The following is a 19,436-nucleotide window of genomic DNA, read 5'->3' as shown; positions in this document are numbered from 1 at the left end:
AATATGTATCTCAACAAAAAAAAATGACCTAATCAGGTCATTTTTAATCTTTTTTTAATTTTATCATACTTATAAACTTTTCTACCAATTCCGGATCAAATTGAGTTCCTGAACATCTTTTCAATTCCTCAATAGCACTTTCGTGATCTTTTCTAGTATTATAAGGTCTGTGAGAAGTCATAGCATCAAAGCTATCTGCTACTGATATTACCCTAGATAAATACGGTATTTCTTCTCCTTTTAGATTATCCGGATATCCTAGTCCATCATATCTTTCATGATGATGCCTAATTAATGGTAATAAATCTTCAAAAGCTTGTATATGTCTAATTAGATCAACACCTAGAACAGGATGTTGCCTTAATATATCATATTCTAAATTTGTAAGTTTTTCTTTTTTATTTAAAATTTCTTCAGGAATTTCAATTTTCCCTATATCATGAAGATATGCAGCTAACTTCAAATTCAACTTATCTTTTTCATTTAATTCTAAGAAATCAGCAAACCAACCTAAGTAAATAACAACTCTTTCCGTATGCCCATATGTGTATCTATCTTTTTTATTTATCATATTTATAAATCGTTTTAAAGATCTACTAGTTTCTTCATCTATATATATATGATCTGCTATTTCTTCTAATATACTATAATAAACTTCAACTCTATTTTTATTTAAAGATTTTGCTCTATATAATGCATCATCTGCTGTGTTTATAAATTGATGTTTATCGTTTGCTCTTAATGGATAAGATGATACTCCTATAGATATTGTTATATTTTTATTAGGCTGATTTTCTTGCCCGTAAAAATAAGTATTTTCTATATTCATTCTTATGCGTTCCCCTACTACCATAGCTTCTTCTTCACTTGTATTTGGAAGTATTACCGCAAACTCTTCCCCTCCATATCTAGCAACAATATCATTTTCTCTAACACTAGATTTTAGTATACTTCCTATCTCTTTTAAAAGAATATCTCCTATTTGATGTCCATTTATATCATTATAGTTTTTAAAATAATCTATATCCATAAATAATAATGATATAGAGAATCCTTCTTCTCTTGCAATTTTCATTATATTATCTAATGATTCTTGAAAATATCTATGATTATATAAACTTGTTAATTCATCTACATTAGCTAAAATTTGTAATTCTTTGCTATGTTCTTTTTCTATATTTACATACATACCAAGTATCCACGATGTAACTAAAAAAGCACTAACTATAACCATGTCTATCTGAAAATGAATAATAAGCGCTTTATCATCACCCATTAATAAATTGTTACTTAAATATATAGAAATAACATCGACTCCACAAACTAATAAAGAACATATAACTGATACAATCATTGCATAATTTCTACCAAATTGTATAGATGATATTATAATTATAAAAATATATAAAAATTTATATGGACTTTTTTCTGTTCCTGTAGCTACTATTATAACCGTACATATAACCATTAATAAAATAGTTTCTATATTATTTATTGGCTTGGGGGCTTCATTTATAACTTTGTACTTTTTTTTAGATAACCACATAAAATATACTATAATTAATGATGCTATAGTAGTTGTATATATAACTACTATTACATAATCCAAATCTTTTACTATCTCATACGAGCTTATCATAGCTACCATACCTAATAAAATGTATATAACTTTTATTATAGCTAGTATTTCAAATATTTTTTTATTCCTTATATTTTCAAATTCATTCATTACCTGTCACCTAATTTTTGTGTATTAAACAATAAACCACAAGGAATGCATCCTTATGGTTTATATTAATTATTCTTCTCTCATTGACTTTGGCATTTCTGGTTCAAAGAAAAGCATAGAGCACATAGTGCTAGCTCCATTACCTAAATTTAATGCTAAATCTGAGAATAAGTTTGCTAAAAAGTTCATAGCTAATCCCCCTTATATAATTAATTATATGTAAGAATACTATCTAATTTTAAGATAATAGATTCTCCTAATTTAGTTATAGCTGTACATTGTAATAAAATTCCTAACTCTATACAATATATATATTTTATAAAATTACTATCTAATTTATCAAAAAATAGTAATAAAATAGCTAGTGCCAAAACTATTTGATAAAAACTCAATACTACAAAAAGCTTTTTTCTTAACTTTTTTCTTGTAGATTCCTTTTTTAAGGGTTTGTTTTTGCTCCCCACTGGAGCTTTATTGTAAAAAATATAGTTACATGTAGATATAACTATCAATGTAAATATTATTAAAAAATTAATATCAGTATAATTTCCTAATAATATACTTACATATACTACCATTATAGTAGTTATAATACCTATAATAATACATCTGCTAGGAGATGTTGCATGAACTCCACCTGAATACCTTTTAGTACTTGAAGCTACTAATGTAATGGTTAACATTTCTGCTAGTTTACCTATAAGGATACCGATTATTATAGTAATTATAATACCTGTCAACGTATGTAACGTCATAAATAATCCATAATTAATAATTTCTATCTCATCTTGAGTTTTATTAGCTTTATTCCCTATCTTATTTGAAATATTATAAGAAATATTTTCTATAATTGACATATTATTTCCCCTATTTATAATATATTTTATTTTTTACCTATTTTATTAGTTAAAATCTTTAATATTATTACTAAAAATATAAATATAAGTAAAGAAGGTAACGTTAACAAAGCACTTTCTACACTTGTATTGTCAATAATTTTTTCTAATGGAACTTGTAAAATAGTATTAATTACACACATATATATACCTTCACTTATACCTAAACATGCAAACATTTTAGCTATAGTTATTATAGTTAGTATTATATCTTGTTTTTTTATTTTATAAAGAATTGTACCTAAAACAAACATCCCTAAAATAGTATGTATTCCAAAGCTTATAGGCAACGTTCTTATAAATGTTAATACCCCTAGATACAAAATAGAATTCTTAAGTATATCTTTGAAATCTAACTTTATGTTCATTAATATATAACTCGCTAAAGTCATAAGTATACACTCAGGAAAACTTCTTACTATGATATAAGATAATGACGAGTTTAACATTTAAATCTCCTTTTCTACTAATATTATCCAACATGAATTATAGCACATATTACATTTTTTTACAATTCGTATGCTATCTTTGAATTCAAAAAAAATATGCAAAAGTTTTAAAACTTTTGCATAAAAATTTATATATATTTTCTCATATTTTTCAAAGCATTTTTTTCTATTCTAGACACTTGAGCTTGTGAAATACCTATCTCATCTGCCACCTCAATTTGAGTTCTTCCTTTATAAAATCTTAAATCTAAAACCAAACGTTCTCTTCCATTTAATCTCTTTATCGCTTCTTTAAGAGCAATCTCTTGTAGCCAGTTTTCATCTGTATCCTTCTTATCTTGAACTTGATCCATGACAAATATTGCATCTCCATTATCTTGGTATACAGGATCAAACAATGATATAGGATCTTGTATAGCATCTAATGCCATAACCACATCTTCTACTTCTAATTCTAATTCTTTTGCGATTTCAGAAACAGTAGGCTCCTTAGAATTTGACCTTATTAACCTTTCTCTTACTTGAAGAGCTTTATATGCAATATCCTTTAATGATCTACTTACTCTTATAGGATTATTATCTCTTAGATATCTTCTTATTTCTCCTATAATCATAGGGACTGCATAAGTTGAAAATCTTACATTTTGACTCAAATCAAAATTATCAATAGCCTTTATAAGTCCTATACAACCTATTTGAAATAAATCGTCAATATTTTCCCCTCTGTTATTAAACTTTTGAATTACACTTAAAACCAATCTTAAATTTCCTCTTACAAATTCTTGTCTTGCTAACTCATCTCCACCTTTTATTTTGATAAGAAGTTCGGTCATTTGATTATTTTTAAGAACTGGCAACTCAGAGGTATTTACTCCACAGATTTCAACTTTATTTATTTGCATTTTTTTCAGTCCTCTCTTAAAAAGTATTTCTTATACAATTATTTACATATAGTATATTTTTATACTTTTTAAGAATAATTATTTATCATCTATACAAATTTCTTCATTTCTTTTTTTAGTCTTGATATTATTTTCTTTTCTAGTCTTGATATGTAAGATTGCGAAATTCCTAGCATTGTAGCTACCTCTTTTTGAGTTCTTTCTTCTCCTTTACTAGCTAACCCAAATCTTAATTCCATTATTTGTTTTTCCCTATCTGACAATCTATCTAACGCCATAACTAATAAATCTTTGTCTATTTCTTCTTCAATTAATTTATATATTTCATCATTCTCTGTTCCCAATATATCTGATAGTAATAATTCATTTCCATCTAAATCTATATTTAATGGTTCATCAAAAGATACTTCAGATTTTTTCTTATTATTTTTTCTTAGATACATAAGTATTTCATTTTCTATACATCTAGATGCGTATGTAGCCAGCTTTATGTTTTTATTTAACTTAAATGTATTTACAGCTTTTATAAGTCCTATAGTTCCAATAGATATTAAATCTTCCACATCTATACCTGTATTTTCAAATTTTCTAGATATATATACTACTAATCTAAGGTTTCTTTCTATTAAAATAGTCTTTATACTTTCATCATGTTCTAAGTTTTTTAATAATTCAGCTTCTTCTTTGCTAGATAATGGTGGCGGCAGTATATTAACTCCACCTAAATAATATAGTCCCTTAGGTTTCATTAACCCTAACTTAGATAAAACCTTATAAAAATATGATATCCCTTTAGTTTTCAACTTAATTAGTATTCTCAATAAACTCTCCCCCTTATTATTTATACATTCATTAATATTTGTGGATTCAAAATAGCGCTATACCCATCTTCCTTAAAGTTTGAAAGCCCTAAGACAACATTAGGTATTGTATGCCCATCTATCTGTATATAATCAGATTTTATGCCTATTACTAACTTTTGATCATTTATTTGTCTTACTGGTATTATTCTAATTCTATTTGATATATCTTGATCTACTTTATCTATAAAATCATCTATGATAGCTATATTTATATCTCTAAAATCTAGTTTTTGGAATTCTTTGGGTAAAATTTCATATAATTTATTAACATTGATAATTACTACTTCAGATTTAGTTATAGGATCTTTTAATAAATTACCAGTATCTAATAACGCTTTTAACTCAATTTCACTTTTATTTATTCGAATCTTTATATCTTTTTTCATACTATTTATATATTTTAATTCTTTTAAATCATTATACAAATATTTTAAAATTGTCCCACTTAAATATGAAATTAGTATTATAAATGATATGGTCATATGTGTAATTCCTGTAAAATAAATTATAAAAAATGAACTTCCAGCTATAAATATATTTACAAAGTAAAATACAATTAAAATTCTCAGGTATTCTTTTAAATTTTTATAGTTAAAAGTAATCATAGATATAACCAATATTACTAATACTTTAATAGGAAATATAAATAACAATTCTTGATTGGGTACTATGTATAATAATGAATATATCATTCCAAGTATAGCCCCAATCCACCTTTTCTTTTTAGAATTATAATTTCTAGTTATAATCGAGGTAACACTTATAATAATATAATTTATCAATAAATTTTCTATTGCATAATATTCTACATACACTATCATCCCCCCTAAGACATTTAACTATATTATAGTTTAGATTGAATGAGTTTTATGTCATAATTGATAGTCGAATTACAATTAATTTATACTTTATTAAAACAAAAAAGTGCAAAAAAAAAGAAGATAATATTATCTTCTTCTTCTTAAGAATGTAGGTATTTCCATATCATCATTCTCTATATACGATGAACTTGTACTTTGTTTAGCTACAGGTTCTTCTTCTACTTTAGGTTCTGGAGTTACTGGTCTTTGAACTTCTCTTTGTACTGTATTATTTACAGTAGATTGTTGAAATCCTTGGTTTTGATTTAAACCATTATTTTTATTTAAATCTAGTTCCATGTCTTGTCCATCTTCAAATCCAGTAGCTATAACTGTTATAACTAAATCATCTTTTAAATCTTCTTTTATTGTAGCTCCAAATATTATATTTGCTTCAGAGTCACATGATTCTTGAACTAATGTAGAAGCTTCATTTATTTCAAATAATCCTAAATTAGCTCCACCTGTTATGTTAAGTAAAACTCCTTTAGCTCCTTTTATAGATGTTTCTAATAATGGAGATTGTATTGCTTGTCTTGCAGCTTCTATAGCTCTATTCTCCCCTTGTGCTCTTCCCATACCCATATGAGCTAGACCTTTTTCTTTCATTATAGACTGAACGTCTGCGAAGTCTAAGTTTATTAGACCTGGAGCAGCTATAAGGTCTGATATCGATTCTATACCTTGTTTTAATACATCATCAGCTATAGAGAAAGCTTCTAGCATAGATGTATTTTTTTGAACAATTTGTAATAATCTATCATTTGGTATAGTTATCAAAGTATCAACTTTAGTTTTTAATTCCTTTATCCCTTGTTCTGCATTTTTCATTCTTACTTTACCTTCAAATGCAAAAGGTTTTGTTACTACTCCTACTGTAAGTATACCCATTTCTTTAGCAAGTTGAGCAACTACTGGTGCAGCTCCTGTTCCTGTTCCTCCGCCCATTCCAGCAGTTACGAATACCATATCCGCACCTTCAAGTACTTTTAATATTTCATCTTTGCTTTCTTCAGCAGACTTCTTTCCAACTTCTGGATTAGCTCCTGCTCCTAGACCTCTTGTAAGTTTTTCTCCAACTTGGATTTTATGCTCAGCTTTAGATGTATATAAAGCTTGTTTATCTGTATTAACAGCTATAAATTCAACACCTTTAAGTTGCGCTTCAACCATTCTATTGACAGCGTTATTTCCACCGCCACCTACGCCTATTACTTTGATTTTTGCAAAGTTATCCATTTCTACGTCAAAGTTTAGCATCTATAAACCTCCTTATTTAATATTCAAAGTAAATCTATGTATTAATTATATCATTTTATATTAGCATTTTGTTAATATTTAAGTAAGTTATTCCACAAAAAAGTTTATTTTCCTCTTTTTTTATTAGATAAATTAGATATAATATGTCTTCTTATAATAGACAAGTTATTAAATAATCTTGTCCCAAATACTAATATAGCTACATAATACATAGGCACTCCTAATCTATCGCCTATATAAGTTAAAAATATTGCAAGTATCGCATTCCCAAAAAAACCAGTTATGAAAATCAGGTTATCATACTTACCATCAAAACTTGACTTTACTGCTCCAAAAACAGAATCCATTGCAGCTAATATTGCAACAGACATATATAAGGAGTAATCCATTGTATATGTTATAGGAATGTAATATCCAACTATTATACCTAAAGCAATGCCTCCAATTACCCATATCATAAATATTCACCTTCTATATTTTACTTTGAAATACCTATATTATTCAAGTTTTTTATGTATGTTTTTGATAAGAATTTATAAATATATCATTTTTTTCTATTACATCTATATAAATACCATAAGTCTTTTTCAATAAGTTAGCATATGTTTCAGGAGATATCAATGATGCTTTTAACTCATCACTATTGCCTATTGCTTTAATTATAAATGGTTGCGCGTAAGTTTTTCCATTTATTGTAATGGTAGGTCCAGAACATTTTATTTCACTTAAACTAATTATTCGTTCTCCATTTATGGATATAGCTTCCGCTCCAGATTTTTTCAAATCATTTATAATTTTAAGTATATCTATGTCATGTACTAGCAAGTCATTTGGATTTTGACCTTGTTTTAAATCTTTTTCACTATCATGTATTTCAACTTCAACACCATTGCCTCTAACACTTACGTATCCTGAGCTCATCTTCAGATTAACTAACTCATCTTTCATTATAGTAAATATTTTATCTTTATTATTTTCATATACATCTAAACTAGATCTATCTTTAATTAATAATGTTTCTAATTTTTTATTTTTTTCTTTGTAATAATTTATCTCTTTTTTTAATTTATCAATTTCACTTAAAGGAACATATACTTGCTGGGGATTTAAAGATTTAATATATATAGATATACATATACCTAATACAAATGCACATATAACTAATAGTTTTTGTTTTACTATTTTTTTTGTTTGCATATATTATCTTCCATATTTAGAGTACCTAAGTTCTATTTTATCACTATATTTATTAATTTTTATATTATCTTTTTTACTAACTTCGACATTTGTATTATAATATTTCTCCATTTCCCAAATTACACCATACTTTATTTTTAAAGCCGCTTCAAGAGTTTCTTTATTGCCTATTGCTTTAATATTAATAGGTTCTGTAATTGTAATGTCATTTATTTTTAAAGATTCTCCTTCAAGTTTTATGTAACTATCATTGACTATTCTCTGGTTGTTTATAGATATAGCCTCTGCTTGTGCAGAGTTCAATTTATTTATTATAGATAAAATTAAATCAAAGTTATATACAATACTACTATTAGAATTAACTTTAGTATTTATATTCATTTCTATTCCTGGTCCCTCTACATCAGTATATCCTGATAGTTTTTCGTATTTTTTTATTTCTAACGATATTTTTTCTTGCTCTTTATTATTCGTCTCTTCTTTATATTTCTGTATAGTTTCTTTTGTTTCTTGAATTTCATTTTTTAATTTTAATTCCTTGCGTTTTAAACTTTCAAGCTCTCTAGTTAATTGTTCTGCTTTTTTAAGGGTCGTAGTCCCTCCATTTTGTTGGTTTACCGATTTAAATTGTATACTGATTAGCATCCCTAATATTATACCTACCCCCATCACTGCTTTATAACTCATTTTATAATTCAAAAACTTCAACCTCCATATTACGGGGAATATATAGCTTGTTCTTTATTTTTCAAATCAATATTTCCTCTATTTATTCCATCAGATTTTAAATCTATCAATATTTCTTTAAGCCTTTTAATATTATAAGATATACTTTCATCTAGTCTTAAATTTGCTATTATATCTTCTTTAAGATTAATTTCTACTAAATTTTTTGACACATTTATATAGTTAATTTCTCTTAACATATTATTTCTTTTTAGTTCATCGATTATATTCAATATTTTTTTTAAATTTTTTTCATCTTTTATCTCAATAAATTCTCCCACATTACAACTAACTATATCAATTCCTTTTATAATCGGTATGTTTTTATTAGTATTGTTTTTCTGTGACTTTAAGATTAATCCATCACTTTGCATGTATACATATTTATTCCCATATTTTAAAACTACATCCTCTGTATTCTCTTTTAAATCTATAATCAACTTATTTGGCAACATTCTTTTTACTTCAACATAATTAACATATGAATTTTTAAGTATATCATCTTCTATATTATTTATATTGTATTTAAATATATTGTCACCTAACTTAATAGATGTAATTTTCATTATATCACTTTTGTTTATCTTATTATTTCCTTTTAGAACTATTTCTTCTAAGTTAAATATACTTCCACTAATACATATATACATAAACAGTATTATAAGAAGTAAAAAACTATATATAATTACTTTTCCTCTTTTGTTTATCTTATATTTTACTTTCTTCATACAATTTCACCTCAAGTATTTTATATATATAAAATACTACATACTAAGGTTTTATCCTTTTTAAAGCTTTATATAAAAAGAAATCGTAATAGCATTTTTACTAGTGCGACTTCTTTATAGTTATATTAAATTTTACTTATATCAGCTCCAAGATTTCTCAATGTTACTTCAATTTCTTCATATCCTCTTTCAACATGGCTAATATTTAAAACATCTGTTTTTCCATGTACTACCAATGCTGCCAATATTAATGCTGCTCCCCCTCTTAAGTCTTGTGCTTTTACTGTAGCTCCATTAAGACTGTTTACACCTTTTATCATACATATATCATCTGTTATATTTTTTATATTAGCTCCCATCTTAATTAATTCTGAACAATGCATAAATCTATTTTCAAATATGGTTTCATGTAACACACTTGTTCCTTCACTTAAACATAACATTGTCATAAGTTGAGATTGCATATCAGTTGGAAAACCTGGGTGTGGCTCTGTCTTAACTATATCTATAGGCAAGATTTTTTTAGGAGGTATCATTATTAATCCATCTCCTTTATACTCTATAGTACAACCAGCTTTCTCTAATTTATCAACAATAGGATCCATATGTTTTTTTATAACCTTATCAACTTCTAAGACTCCACCTGTTATTGCACTTGCAACCATATATGTTCCTATAGCTATTCTATCTGGTATTATCGTGTGGTTTACTGAATGTAATTTATCAACACCTTCTATTTGAATACAGTTTGTTCCTGCTCCACTTACTTTAGCACCCATAGAATTTAAAAACTTCTGTAAATCTTCAATTTCTGGCTCTTTTGCAGCATTATTTATTAATGTGGTACCCTTAGCTTTGACAGCTGCTAAAATAGCATTTTCTGTTGCACCAACACTTGGAAACTTTAAGTTTATAATATTACCTTCTAAAGATTCTCTATGACAGTATATATATCCATTTTCTTCTGTTATTTGTACTCCTAACTTTTCTAGGGCTAACAAATGTAAGTCTATAGGTCTAGAGCCTATCGAACACCCTCCCGGATAACTTATATTTATATCCCTAAATCTTCCTATCATAGCTCCCATAACTATTATAGAAGATCTTAACATTTTCATATACTCTTCTTTGATGCTAGTGTTATCTATATTTGAGCTATCTATATATAGCGTTGATCCATTATATTCAGCTTTACATCCTATACTTTTTAGTATATCTATCATTACATGTACATCTGATATATTTGGAATATTATTTATTATACTTTCAGACTCATTCAATATAGATGCAGCCATAATAGGTAATACAGAATTCTTAGCTCCTCTTATAGACAGCCTTCCTTCTACCTTATTGCCTCCATTAATTATATACTTTGACAAAATAAATCCCCCCTAGTAGCAAGTATTTAAGGCTAAAATATAACTTCTTATATTTTTAATACTATGTCCTAGGGGGGATTTATGTTACTTTTTATTTTTTATTCCTATTGTTTTAACTTCTTTAGTTTCATTAGAACTTAAATCCGCATTATTTACTTCTGTTTTTACTTCTTTATTGCTTTGTTTATTTTTTCTATTATAAACTTCCATAACTTCCTTATATATTATATCTATAGCTTCAGGTTTCCCTATCTCTTTACTTGCATTAGCCATATCTACTAGTAGTTCTCTATCTCCTAATAACTTAAATACTGTTTCATTTAATGTTTCTGGTGTTAGATTTTTTTCTAATATAGCTATTCCTGCACCTTTACTTTCTACACTCTTTGCATTATATTCTTGATGATTTTCAGCTGTATATGCTTTAGGTATTATTATAGATGGCTTACCTAGGGCAGTTATCTCTGCTAAAGATATAGCTCCAGCACTTCCTATTACAACATCACAAGCTGCTAATGCAGTTGCCATATCTTCTAAATAAGGAACTACTTTTTGATAAGGTTTTAATTGTAAATCAGCTATATCACTCATAAATGATTCATAGAAGTTTTTTCCTGTAGCATATATAAACGCTACATCTTCATTAACAAGATTTCTTATTACTAATTTCATCGAATCATTTATTTTTCTTGATCCTCCACTACCTCCGTAGCATAAAATCATTTTCTTATCTTCTTGTATTCCTAATTTCCTTCTTGAAACATTCTTCTTAGATACAAGTATTTCTTTTCTAACAGGATTTCCAGTAAGCACTAATTTATTTCTACTTTCTTCAGGGAATCTAACATGTGAATCCTCAAAACTTGTTAGTACTTTAGTTACCATCTTAGATAATATTTTATTAGTTACACCTGGGAATGAATTTTGTTCATGAACTATTGTAGGTACTTTATTCATAGCTGAGTTGAATAATACAGGTCCACTAACATATCCACCTGTTCCTATAACTACATCTGGTTTGAATTTTTTCACTATTTTTCTTGATTGTTCCAATCCTTTGAATAATTTAAATACTCTTTTTACATTATCAAAATCTATTTTTCTCTTAAATCCTTGAACTGTAACTGTTTTTAATTCATATCCATACTTTGGAACTATTTCAGATTCTATACCTTTTTCTGTTCCAACAAATATTATTTCAGCCTCTGGATTTTCTTCTTTTATTTTGTTTGCTATGGCTATGGCAGGATATACATGTCCTCCTGTTCCACCACCTGATAATAAAACTTTCATTTATTCCATCTCCTGTCTAGTTCATTTTTACATGTTTAGAGACATTTAATACTATCCCTACTGCTGCCATGAATATTATAAGGGAGGTTCCTCCATAACTTATAAAGGGTAATGCAACTCCTGTTACAGGCATAGATGAAGTTGCAACAGCGATATTAAGAGCCGCTTGAATTCCTATTTGCCCTCCTATACCCACAACTAGCATACATGAAAATACATCAGGACATCTAATTGCAATTCTTATACATCTATAAACTAAAAATACAAATAACATTATAACTATAGCGCATCCTATAAGCCCTAACTCTTCACCTATTATAGCAAATATAAAGTCATTTTGTGGTTCTGGTATGTAAAAATATTTTTGTCTGCTCTTACCTAACCCAAGTCCAAATAAACCTCCAGATCCTAGCGCATATAATCCTTGAATAACTTGATATCCTGCCCCTAATGGATCTTTAAAGGGGTCTAAGAATGAAGTTACTCTAGCTAATCTATATGGTGCAGCTAAAACCATAGCCGCAAACAGAGCTACTCCAGCTCCAAACATTCCATATACAATTTTCATATCCATACCTGCAACAAATACCATGACAAATGTCACAAGTATTACAGTTCCTGCAGTAGATAAGTTTGGTTGTAGTATTATTAATGCAAAGAAAATACTAGGTACTATGAGAAGTGGTATTATTCCTTTTGTTAGTGATTTTATATTATCATATTTTAACTCTATAAGTTTGGCCGTTATTATTATAGTTGCAAATTTAGCTAACTCTGCAGGTTGTATAGTCAACCCTCCAAATCCTAGCCATCTCTGAGCTCCATTTAATGATACTCCTAATGGAGATAAAACTAAAATCAAAAGTATCGTAACCAAAACACCTAATTTTTTTGCATTTTTAGCCCAAAATCTGTAGTGTATCTTAGATGTAAAAATCATCGCAATAAATCCTAGTGTTGCATAAATTAAATTTCTTTTTAAAAAATAATAGGAATCATCTAGTTTAAATGTAGATTGTATAAAACTAGCACTAAAAACCATTATGATTCCTATAAATACTAATAACATCGTTGTATAAAATACAACACTATCAAAATCTGTTTTTATCCCCCTACTAACACGTTTCTTTACTATCTCTTTAGGCATTAATTAGACCTACCTCCATTCCCATTATATATCTATAGTTTATATATATTATCTTTGAAGTCTAATCCTCTTGCCTCGAAGTTTGGATACATATCCCAACTTGCACAAGCTGGTGATAATAAAACAACATCTCCTGATTGAGCTATCTCGTAAGCTTTTTTCACTGCTTCTTCCATACAGCTTACTTTAGCTATATTTTCAATTCCTTGATTTTTAGCACTTAACTCAATTTTATCAGCAGTTTCTCCTAATAATACCAGCGCTTTAACATTTTTAGTCGCATATTTCATCATTTCTGTAAAATCACTTTGCTTATCCATTCCTCCAGCTATTAAAACTATCGGTCTCTCATATGAAGTTATAGCTTTTATAGTTGAATCTGGATTCGTTCCTTTTGAATCATTTACAAACATTATTCCATCTTTATTTGTAACAAATTCTAGTCTATGTTCTACGCCTTTAAATGTCTTTAAAGTTTCTTTTATAACGTCTATATCTATATTAGATACATATGACATTAAAATTGCTGCCATTGCATTTTCTAAGTTGTGGCTTCCAGGTAAACTTAGTTCATTTTTATTCATTAATACAATTTTTTTACCATCTATATCTATAACTATATTATTATTTTCATCTAGATATGCACCTTGCTCAACTTTATCCTTTTGTGTAAAATATAAAACTTTAGCTTTTGTATAGTTAGCTAATTCTCTAACTATAGAATCATCATAATTTAATATACAAAAGTCATTTGCATCTTGATTCTTATATATCCTAGCCTTTGCTTCTATATAATTTTCCATAGTATGATGTCTGTTTAAATGATCCTCTGTAATGTTTATTATAGTACTTACTTTAGGTTTAAAATCCTCTATGCTTTCTAATTGAAAACTACTTAACTCTGTTATAAGAAATGATTTTTCATCAGTTAAGTCTACTGTGTCTATAACAGGATTTCCAATATTACCAACTACGTAAGTGTCCTTGTTAGCTTTTTTAAATATTTCCCCTACCAAACTTGTAGTTGTAGTTTTTCCATTTGTTCCTGTTATTCCTATAAAAGTAGGATGATTAGATAGTCTATATGCTAATTCTACTTCTCCTATTATCTTAATATTAGCTTCTTTTATTTTTTGTATAAAAGGTAAATCTAGTGGAACTCCTGGTGACACTATAGTTAAATCTATGTTGCTTATATCTTCTGGATGATGCCCTAGTATATATTCTACTCTCTCTAAGTTCTGTATGTCTTTAATTATTTCCTCTAATTTATCTTTTGTTTTTATATCATTTACTATTATATTTGCACCTAACTTATCTAATTTTTTGATAGTAGATACGCCTGTTTTAGCTAATCCTACAAGCAATACATTTTTATTTTGTAAATCCATTGTACTTACCCCCGTAAATTAGAATACTGCTATTATTCCTATCCATGCTAATACTATAGATGTTATCCAAAACACAAATATAACTTTTGTTTCAGGCCATCCACATTGTTCAAAATGATGATGTATAGGAGCCATCTTAAATATTCTTTTCTTTCTTAATTTATAAGAACCTACTTGAAGTATAACTGATATAGCTTCTGCAAAGTAAATACCTCCAACTATAGGTATTATTAGTACATTATTTGTAAGTACAGCAAATGATATAACAGCTCCTCCTAAAGCCATAGAACCTGTATCTCCCATGAATACTCTAGCTGGATAAGAGTTAAATCCTAAGAATCCTATACAAGCCCCTATAGTAGCCGCTGCTAATATTGCTATATCTGTATTTCCATAACTAGCTGCAAGTATCATAAAGAATCCTGATACTATTACTGTTATACCTGATGCTAATCCATCTAATCCATCAGTTAAATTTACTGCATTTACTGTTCCAAGTATTATAATTACCATAACTGGAATGTATAACGACCCTAGATTAAATGTAAATGTTGTAAATGGTATTGTAAACTGTGCTGCACTTGGCGAATTTGTATATTGATAATATGCTAATAAAGTAGCAAGAGCCACTTGTAATAATAACTTTTGATAAGCTTTTAATCCTAGTGATCTTTTAAACTTTATTTTCATAAAGTCATCTATAAATCCTACAAGCCCAAATCCTACAATACATAAAAGTCCCATAGTCATATCTGAGCTTATTTTAGTTCTAGTAAGTACTGTTACTAATATAGCTATTATCATCATTATTCCACCCATAGTAGGTGTTCCATTTTTTTGTAAGTGTGTTTGTGGTCCATCATCTCTTACCGTCTGACCAAATTTAAATTTAGTTAACATAGGTATAAATATTGGTCCTAGTATAAGTACTATAAGAAATGAAATCATCGATGTATACGTAAGTTCTGTTATTCCTAACATAATATAACTCCTCTCCCTTGTTGGCTTTTCTTAAATGTTGTCTACCTGTTTAAATATTGTACTATATTTTCTAGCTGCATACCTCTTGATGCTTTAACTAAAACTATATCATCCTTACTTATTATATCATTTAATTTCTCTATAGCATCTTCTTTATTATAAAAGTGGTGTACACAGTTTGGTTCTAATCCTATTTTTATTGCTTCATCACTTATATATTTAGAGTCTTGCCCTATTGTAATTAAAACATCAGCGTTTTTGTTTGCATACTCTCCTACAAGTCTGTGTCCGTACTCAGAATGTTGTCCCATCTCGAACATATCTCCAAGTATTGCAACTTTTCTCTTTTCATATCTTCCTAATATATCTAATGCTGCTTTCATAGAATCTGGACTAGCGTTATATGCATCATTTATTATAGTTAAATTATCTTTTTTTATTATATCTAGTCTCATTTTACTAGCTTTAAAGTTTCTTAATCCTGACTTTATATCTTCTAAGTTCATATCAAGACTTAATCCTACAAGAATTGAAGCCATAGCATTATATATATTATGCTTTCCTACAGTAGGTATGAATATTTCTTCTTCTTTATTGTCTATTATGCATTTAAAACTTAACTCTTCCTCATTTATACAGTATTCAGTACAGTATATATCGTTAGTTTTGTCAAATCCAAATGTTTTTATTTCATAGTTAAGTTCATCTTTACATATAGTTTTTAAATACTCATCATCTCCATTTACTATTAGAGTATTTGACTTATCAAAATTTGAAGTTATTTCTAATTTAGCTTTTAATATTCCTTCTTGAGAGCCTAAATTTTCAATATGTGATAAGCCTATATTTGATATAACCCCTATTTTAGGATTAACAATATTAGCTAAATACTCTATTTCATTAAAGTGAGACATTCCCATTTCTATTATTGCACATTCATGATTACAATTTAAGTTAAATAATGTAAGCGGAACACCTATATGGTTATTGAAGTTTCCTTCATTTTTAAGAGTATTGAATTTTGTAGATATAGCAGAATATATCATATCTTTAGTTGTAGTTTTACCTACGCTTCCTGTTACTCCTATATATGGTATATTAAATTTTTCTTTGTAGAATTTAGCTATATCTCCTAATGCCTTCGTAGTGTCTTCTACTTCTATTAAATTTATATCCGAACTTTCAAATTTTATGCCATTACTTTTATTTTTTATAAAAGTTTTACATCCATTTTCAAGTGCTGACTTCATAAATTTATGTCCATCTAAGCTTTCGCCTATTATAGCTATGAAGACATCTCCCTCTTTAGCCTTTCTACTATCTATAACTATGTTATTTATTTTTTCTAGTTCATTACCTTGTACTAAGTTTCCATTAGATCCTGCTACTAGTTCTTTTATGGATAGTGATTCCATACTTAAACCTCCTTCAAAATAAGTCTCATTAAACATTATAAATCTTTTTTTAAAATTCATCATCTATATTCATAATATTTTCATACATAGTTTTATAGAATATAAAATATTTTACATTTTTGTAAAACTTTTAAAATCCTAATAAAGAGCAATGTATATAATGTTATATACATTGCTCTTTTAAACTACTAGCTTATTAATTATATACTATATAGTATCTTTTTTGAAGATGTTTATTAATTCTCTGTATATATAACTATACCTGAATCTATAGGAACTTCTGCTCCTGGCTTTGGAAACATATCTATAACTTTTGCATTTTTCTTAACTTCAGTATCTACATCTTGTATAGGCTTTAATTTACTTTCTTCTAGTACTTTTAATGCATCTTCTATATTTAAATCAACTATATTAGGAACTTTTACTTTTTCTTTTTCAAACTCTTCTTTTTCTTCTTCATTATATTTAGGTTCTACTCCTAGATATTTTAATGAATCATTCATAATTTCCTTTACTATAGGTCCTGCTGTAGTACTACCAAAAGCACTCACTCCTGTAGGTTCATCAACTATAGCAAGCACTACTATCTCTGGGTCATCACATGGAGCTATACCTACAAATGAACAAATATATTTTCCTTGAGCATATTTTCCATCTATAACTTTTTGTGCAGTTCCAGTTTTTCCTCCTATTCTATATCCCGGTATATACGCTTTATTACCAGAACCTTCACTTACAACAGACTCCGCTATTTCTAACATTTTTTTAGAAGTTTCTTCAGATATAACCTGTCTAACCACGTTAGGTTTTATAGTTTCTGTTACATTACCTTGATTATCAACCATTTCTTTTACTAACCTAGGCTCCATAAGTTTTCCATCATTTGCTATAGATCCTATAGCAGTTATTAATTGCATAGGTGTAACTGATATAGATTGCCCAAATGATATAGTTGCAAGTTCAACTGGTCCTACATTTTTCTCATTGTATAATATACCTTTTGCTTCTCCTGGTAAATCTAGTTTTGTAGTATCCATAAACCCAAAAGCTTCTATGTAATCATATAGTTTACTTACTCCTAAACGTTGACCTAACTCAACAAATACAGGGTTACAAGAATTCTGTACTCCTTGCTTAAACTCTTGTTCTCCATGAGGCTTGTAATGTCTCCAACATTTAATTTTTCTTCCCCCAATTGTAACACTTCCCGTACAGGTAAATTTCTCACCTTCTTTTATAACACCTTCTTCTAATGCTGCAGCTGATGTTATAAGTTTAAAAGTAGATCCCGGTTCATATGTATCACTTACTGCTGGATTTCTCCACATAGAAAAATATCCCTTTACTTTATCCTTATCACTATATTTATCTAGTTCTTCTTCATAATATGGATATATTGGAGTTCTTGATTGATTTGGATCATAATCTGGTTTTGATGCCATAGATAATATGTCCCCTGTTTTTGGATCTAACGCTATAGCTGTAACACGCTTTGCATTATTTAATTCATATGCTTTTTGAACTGCTTTTTCAGTATAATGTTGTATAACTTCATCTATTGTAAGTACAAGCCCATTACCTTGCACTGGCTCATAGTACTTTTCCATTCCATGAGGTATTTCTCTTCCCGATGCATCAGTACTTACAATAAGTCTTCCAGGTTGACCTTTTAAATGTTTGTCATACTCCATCTCTATCCCTGCTATTCCTGTTGCATCATCTGATGTATGACCTAAAACATAGGATGCAAAGTTTCCATATGGGTAATATCTTTGATTATCTTCTGCAACCCATATTCCTGGCAATTTAGCATCCCTTATTTTTTCTGCACTTTCATCATCTATCCATCTCTTAACTTTAACTAATGCCATATCTTTCTTTTTTAATAGTTTTAAAACTTCTTCATACTCTTCTCCTATTATTTCCGATATAGCCTTTGCTGATTTTTCTTTATCTTTTACTTCTACTGGTTTTGCCCAAACAGTGTATTTAGTAACACTTACTGCTAATTCTTTCATATTCCTATCGTATATAGTTCCTCTTTTAGGTTCTATTGGTATATCTCTTGTTTGTTGATCTAGTGCTTTTTCCGTTAACCAGTCTCCTTTTACTATTTGTAAATATCCAGTTCTAAATATAAGCATAAAAAATACAATACAAGCTAGTATCAAAACTACTACTAGCCTTTTCTTACTCAATTTTTTAATCTTGCTCAATTAA

Annotated in this window: 19 protein-coding genes; all 19 read right to left on the bottom strand. The window is 28.1% G+C overall.

The window, feature by feature from the left end; genetic code table 11:
- Positions 1 to 43: 43 nt before the first annotated feature.
- The 19 genes from ACEXNK_RS06715 to ACEXNK_RS06625 all read right to left on the bottom strand — a co-directional run bounded on the left by ACEXNK_RS06715 (position 44) and on the right by ACEXNK_RS06625 (position 19,432).
- Positions 44 to 1,729, bottom strand: coding sequence for a bifunctional diguanylate cyclase/phosphohydrolase (locus tag ACEXNK_RS06715; RefSeq protein WP_373598423.1), 1,686 nt, complete (start codon positions 1,727 to 1,729; stop codon positions 44 to 46).
- Between the two features lie 69 nt (positions 1,730 to 1,798).
- On the bottom strand, positions 1,799 to 1,918 hold the full coding sequence (locus ACEXNK_RS06710) for a cyclic lactone autoinducer peptide (RefSeq protein ID WP_373598424.1): 120 nt from the start codon (positions 1,916 to 1,918) through the stop codon (positions 1,799 to 1,801).
- A gap of 20 nt (positions 1,919 to 1,938) precedes the next feature.
- Positions 1,939 to 2,586 (bottom strand): accessory gene regulator ArgB-like protein, encoded by a 648-nt coding sequence (locus tag ACEXNK_RS06705; RefSeq protein ID WP_373598425.1) that lies wholly within the window; start codon positions 2,584 to 2,586, stop codon positions 1,939 to 1,941.
- 26 nt (positions 2,587 to 2,612) lie between these two features.
- On the bottom strand, positions 2,613 to 3,074 hold the full coding sequence (locus ACEXNK_RS06700) for a hypothetical protein (protein WP_373598426.1): 462 nt from the start codon (positions 3,072 to 3,074) through the stop codon (positions 2,613 to 2,615).
- 128 nt (positions 3,075 to 3,202) lie between these two features.
- Positions 3,203 to 3,976 (bottom strand): RNA polymerase sporulation sigma factor SigG, encoded by a 774-nt coding sequence (gene sigG / locus ACEXNK_RS06695; protein ID WP_373598427.1) that lies wholly within the window; start codon positions 3,974 to 3,976, stop codon positions 3,203 to 3,205.
- An 89-nt stretch (positions 3,977 to 4,065) separates the two neighbouring features.
- The gene (gene sigE, locus ACEXNK_RS06690; protein ID WP_373598428.1) at positions 4,066 to 4,797 is read right to left on the bottom strand and encodes an RNA polymerase sporulation sigma factor SigE; all 732 of its coding nucleotides are present in this window, start codon (positions 4,795 to 4,797) and stop codon (positions 4,066 to 4,068) included.
- A 20-nt stretch (positions 4,798 to 4,817) separates the two neighbouring features.
- Positions 4,818 to 5,654, bottom strand: a complete 837-nt coding sequence (locus tag ACEXNK_RS06685; RefSeq protein ID WP_373598429.1) for a sigma-E processing peptidase SpoIIGA — start codon at positions 5,652 to 5,654, stop codon at positions 4,818 to 4,820.
- A gap of 132 nt (positions 5,655 to 5,786) precedes the next feature.
- Entirely contained in the window at positions 5,787 to 6,959 is a 1,173-nt protein-coding gene (gene ftsZ, locus ACEXNK_RS06680) for a cell division protein FtsZ (protein WP_373598430.1), read from the bottom strand.
- A gap of 104 nt (positions 6,960 to 7,063) precedes the next feature.
- Positions 7,064 to 7,417 (bottom strand): small basic family protein, encoded by a 354-nt coding sequence (locus tag ACEXNK_RS06675; protein WP_373598431.1) that lies wholly within the window; start codon positions 7,415 to 7,417, stop codon positions 7,064 to 7,066.
- Positions 7,418 to 7,469: 52 nt separating this feature from the next.
- A complete protein-coding gene (locus ACEXNK_RS06670; RefSeq protein WP_373598432.1) occupies positions 7,470 to 8,156 on the bottom strand; it encodes a DUF881 domain-containing protein in 687 nt (228 codons plus the stop codon).
- A 3-nt stretch (positions 8,157 to 8,159) separates the two neighbouring features.
- Complete coding sequence (locus tag ACEXNK_RS06665) at positions 8,160 to 8,855, bottom strand: DUF881 domain-containing protein (RefSeq protein WP_373598433.1); 696 nt, start codon at positions 8,853 to 8,855, stop codon at positions 8,160 to 8,162.
- A gap of 17 nt (positions 8,856 to 8,872) precedes the next feature.
- On the bottom strand, positions 8,873 to 9,610 hold the full coding sequence (locus ACEXNK_RS06660) for a cell division protein FtsQ/DivIB (RefSeq protein WP_373598434.1): 738 nt from the start codon (positions 9,608 to 9,610) through the stop codon (positions 8,873 to 8,875).
- Positions 9,611 to 9,735: 125 nt separating this feature from the next.
- On the bottom strand, positions 9,736 to 10,989 hold the full coding sequence (murA, locus tag ACEXNK_RS06655) for a UDP-N-acetylglucosamine 1-carboxyvinyltransferase (RefSeq protein ID WP_373598435.1): 1,254 nt from the start codon (positions 10,987 to 10,989) through the stop codon (positions 9,736 to 9,738).
- A gap of 84 nt (positions 10,990 to 11,073) precedes the next feature.
- Complete coding sequence (gene murG, locus ACEXNK_RS06650) at positions 11,074 to 12,282, bottom strand: undecaprenyldiphospho-muramoylpentapeptide beta-N-acetylglucosaminyltransferase (RefSeq protein WP_373598436.1); 1,209 nt, start codon at positions 12,280 to 12,282, stop codon at positions 11,074 to 11,076.
- A gap of 16 nt (positions 12,283 to 12,298) precedes the next feature.
- A complete protein-coding gene (gene spoVE, locus ACEXNK_RS06645; protein ID WP_373598437.1) occupies positions 12,299 to 13,429 on the bottom strand; it encodes a stage V sporulation protein E in 1,131 nt (376 codons plus the stop codon).
- Positions 13,430 to 13,461: 32 nt separating this feature from the next.
- Positions 13,462 to 14,820 (bottom strand): UDP-N-acetylmuramoyl-L-alanine--D-glutamate ligase, encoded by a 1,359-nt coding sequence (gene murD / locus ACEXNK_RS06640; RefSeq protein WP_373598438.1) that lies wholly within the window; start codon positions 14,818 to 14,820, stop codon positions 13,462 to 13,464.
- Positions 14,821 to 14,838: 18 nt separating this feature from the next.
- Complete coding sequence (mraY, locus tag ACEXNK_RS06635; RefSeq protein WP_373598501.1) at positions 14,839 to 15,804, bottom strand: phospho-N-acetylmuramoyl-pentapeptide-transferase; 966 nt, start codon at positions 15,802 to 15,804, stop codon at positions 14,839 to 14,841.
- A gap of 38 nt (positions 15,805 to 15,842) precedes the next feature.
- On the bottom strand, positions 15,843 to 17,216 hold the full coding sequence (locus tag ACEXNK_RS06630) for a UDP-N-acetylmuramoyl-tripeptide--D-alanyl-D-alanine ligase (protein WP_373598439.1): 1,374 nt from the start codon (positions 17,214 to 17,216) through the stop codon (positions 15,843 to 15,845).
- Positions 17,217 to 17,452: 236 nt separating this feature from the next.
- Positions 17,453 to 19,432: a stage V sporulation protein D gene (locus ACEXNK_RS06625; RefSeq protein ID WP_373598440.1), complete on the bottom strand. Its 1,980-nt coding sequence runs from the start codon at positions 19,430 to 19,432 to the stop codon at positions 17,453 to 17,455.
- Positions 19,433 to 19,436 lie beyond the last annotated feature (4 nt).

Source organism: Paraclostridium bifermentans (genome assembly GCF_964259345.1).
Classification (GTDB): Bacteria; Bacillota; Clostridia; order Peptostreptococcales; family Peptostreptococcaceae; genus Paraclostridium; species Paraclostridium bifermentans_B.
The sequence above is the reverse complement of the archived record's forward strand: the minus strand, read 5'-3'. Positions and strand labels throughout refer to the sequence as shown.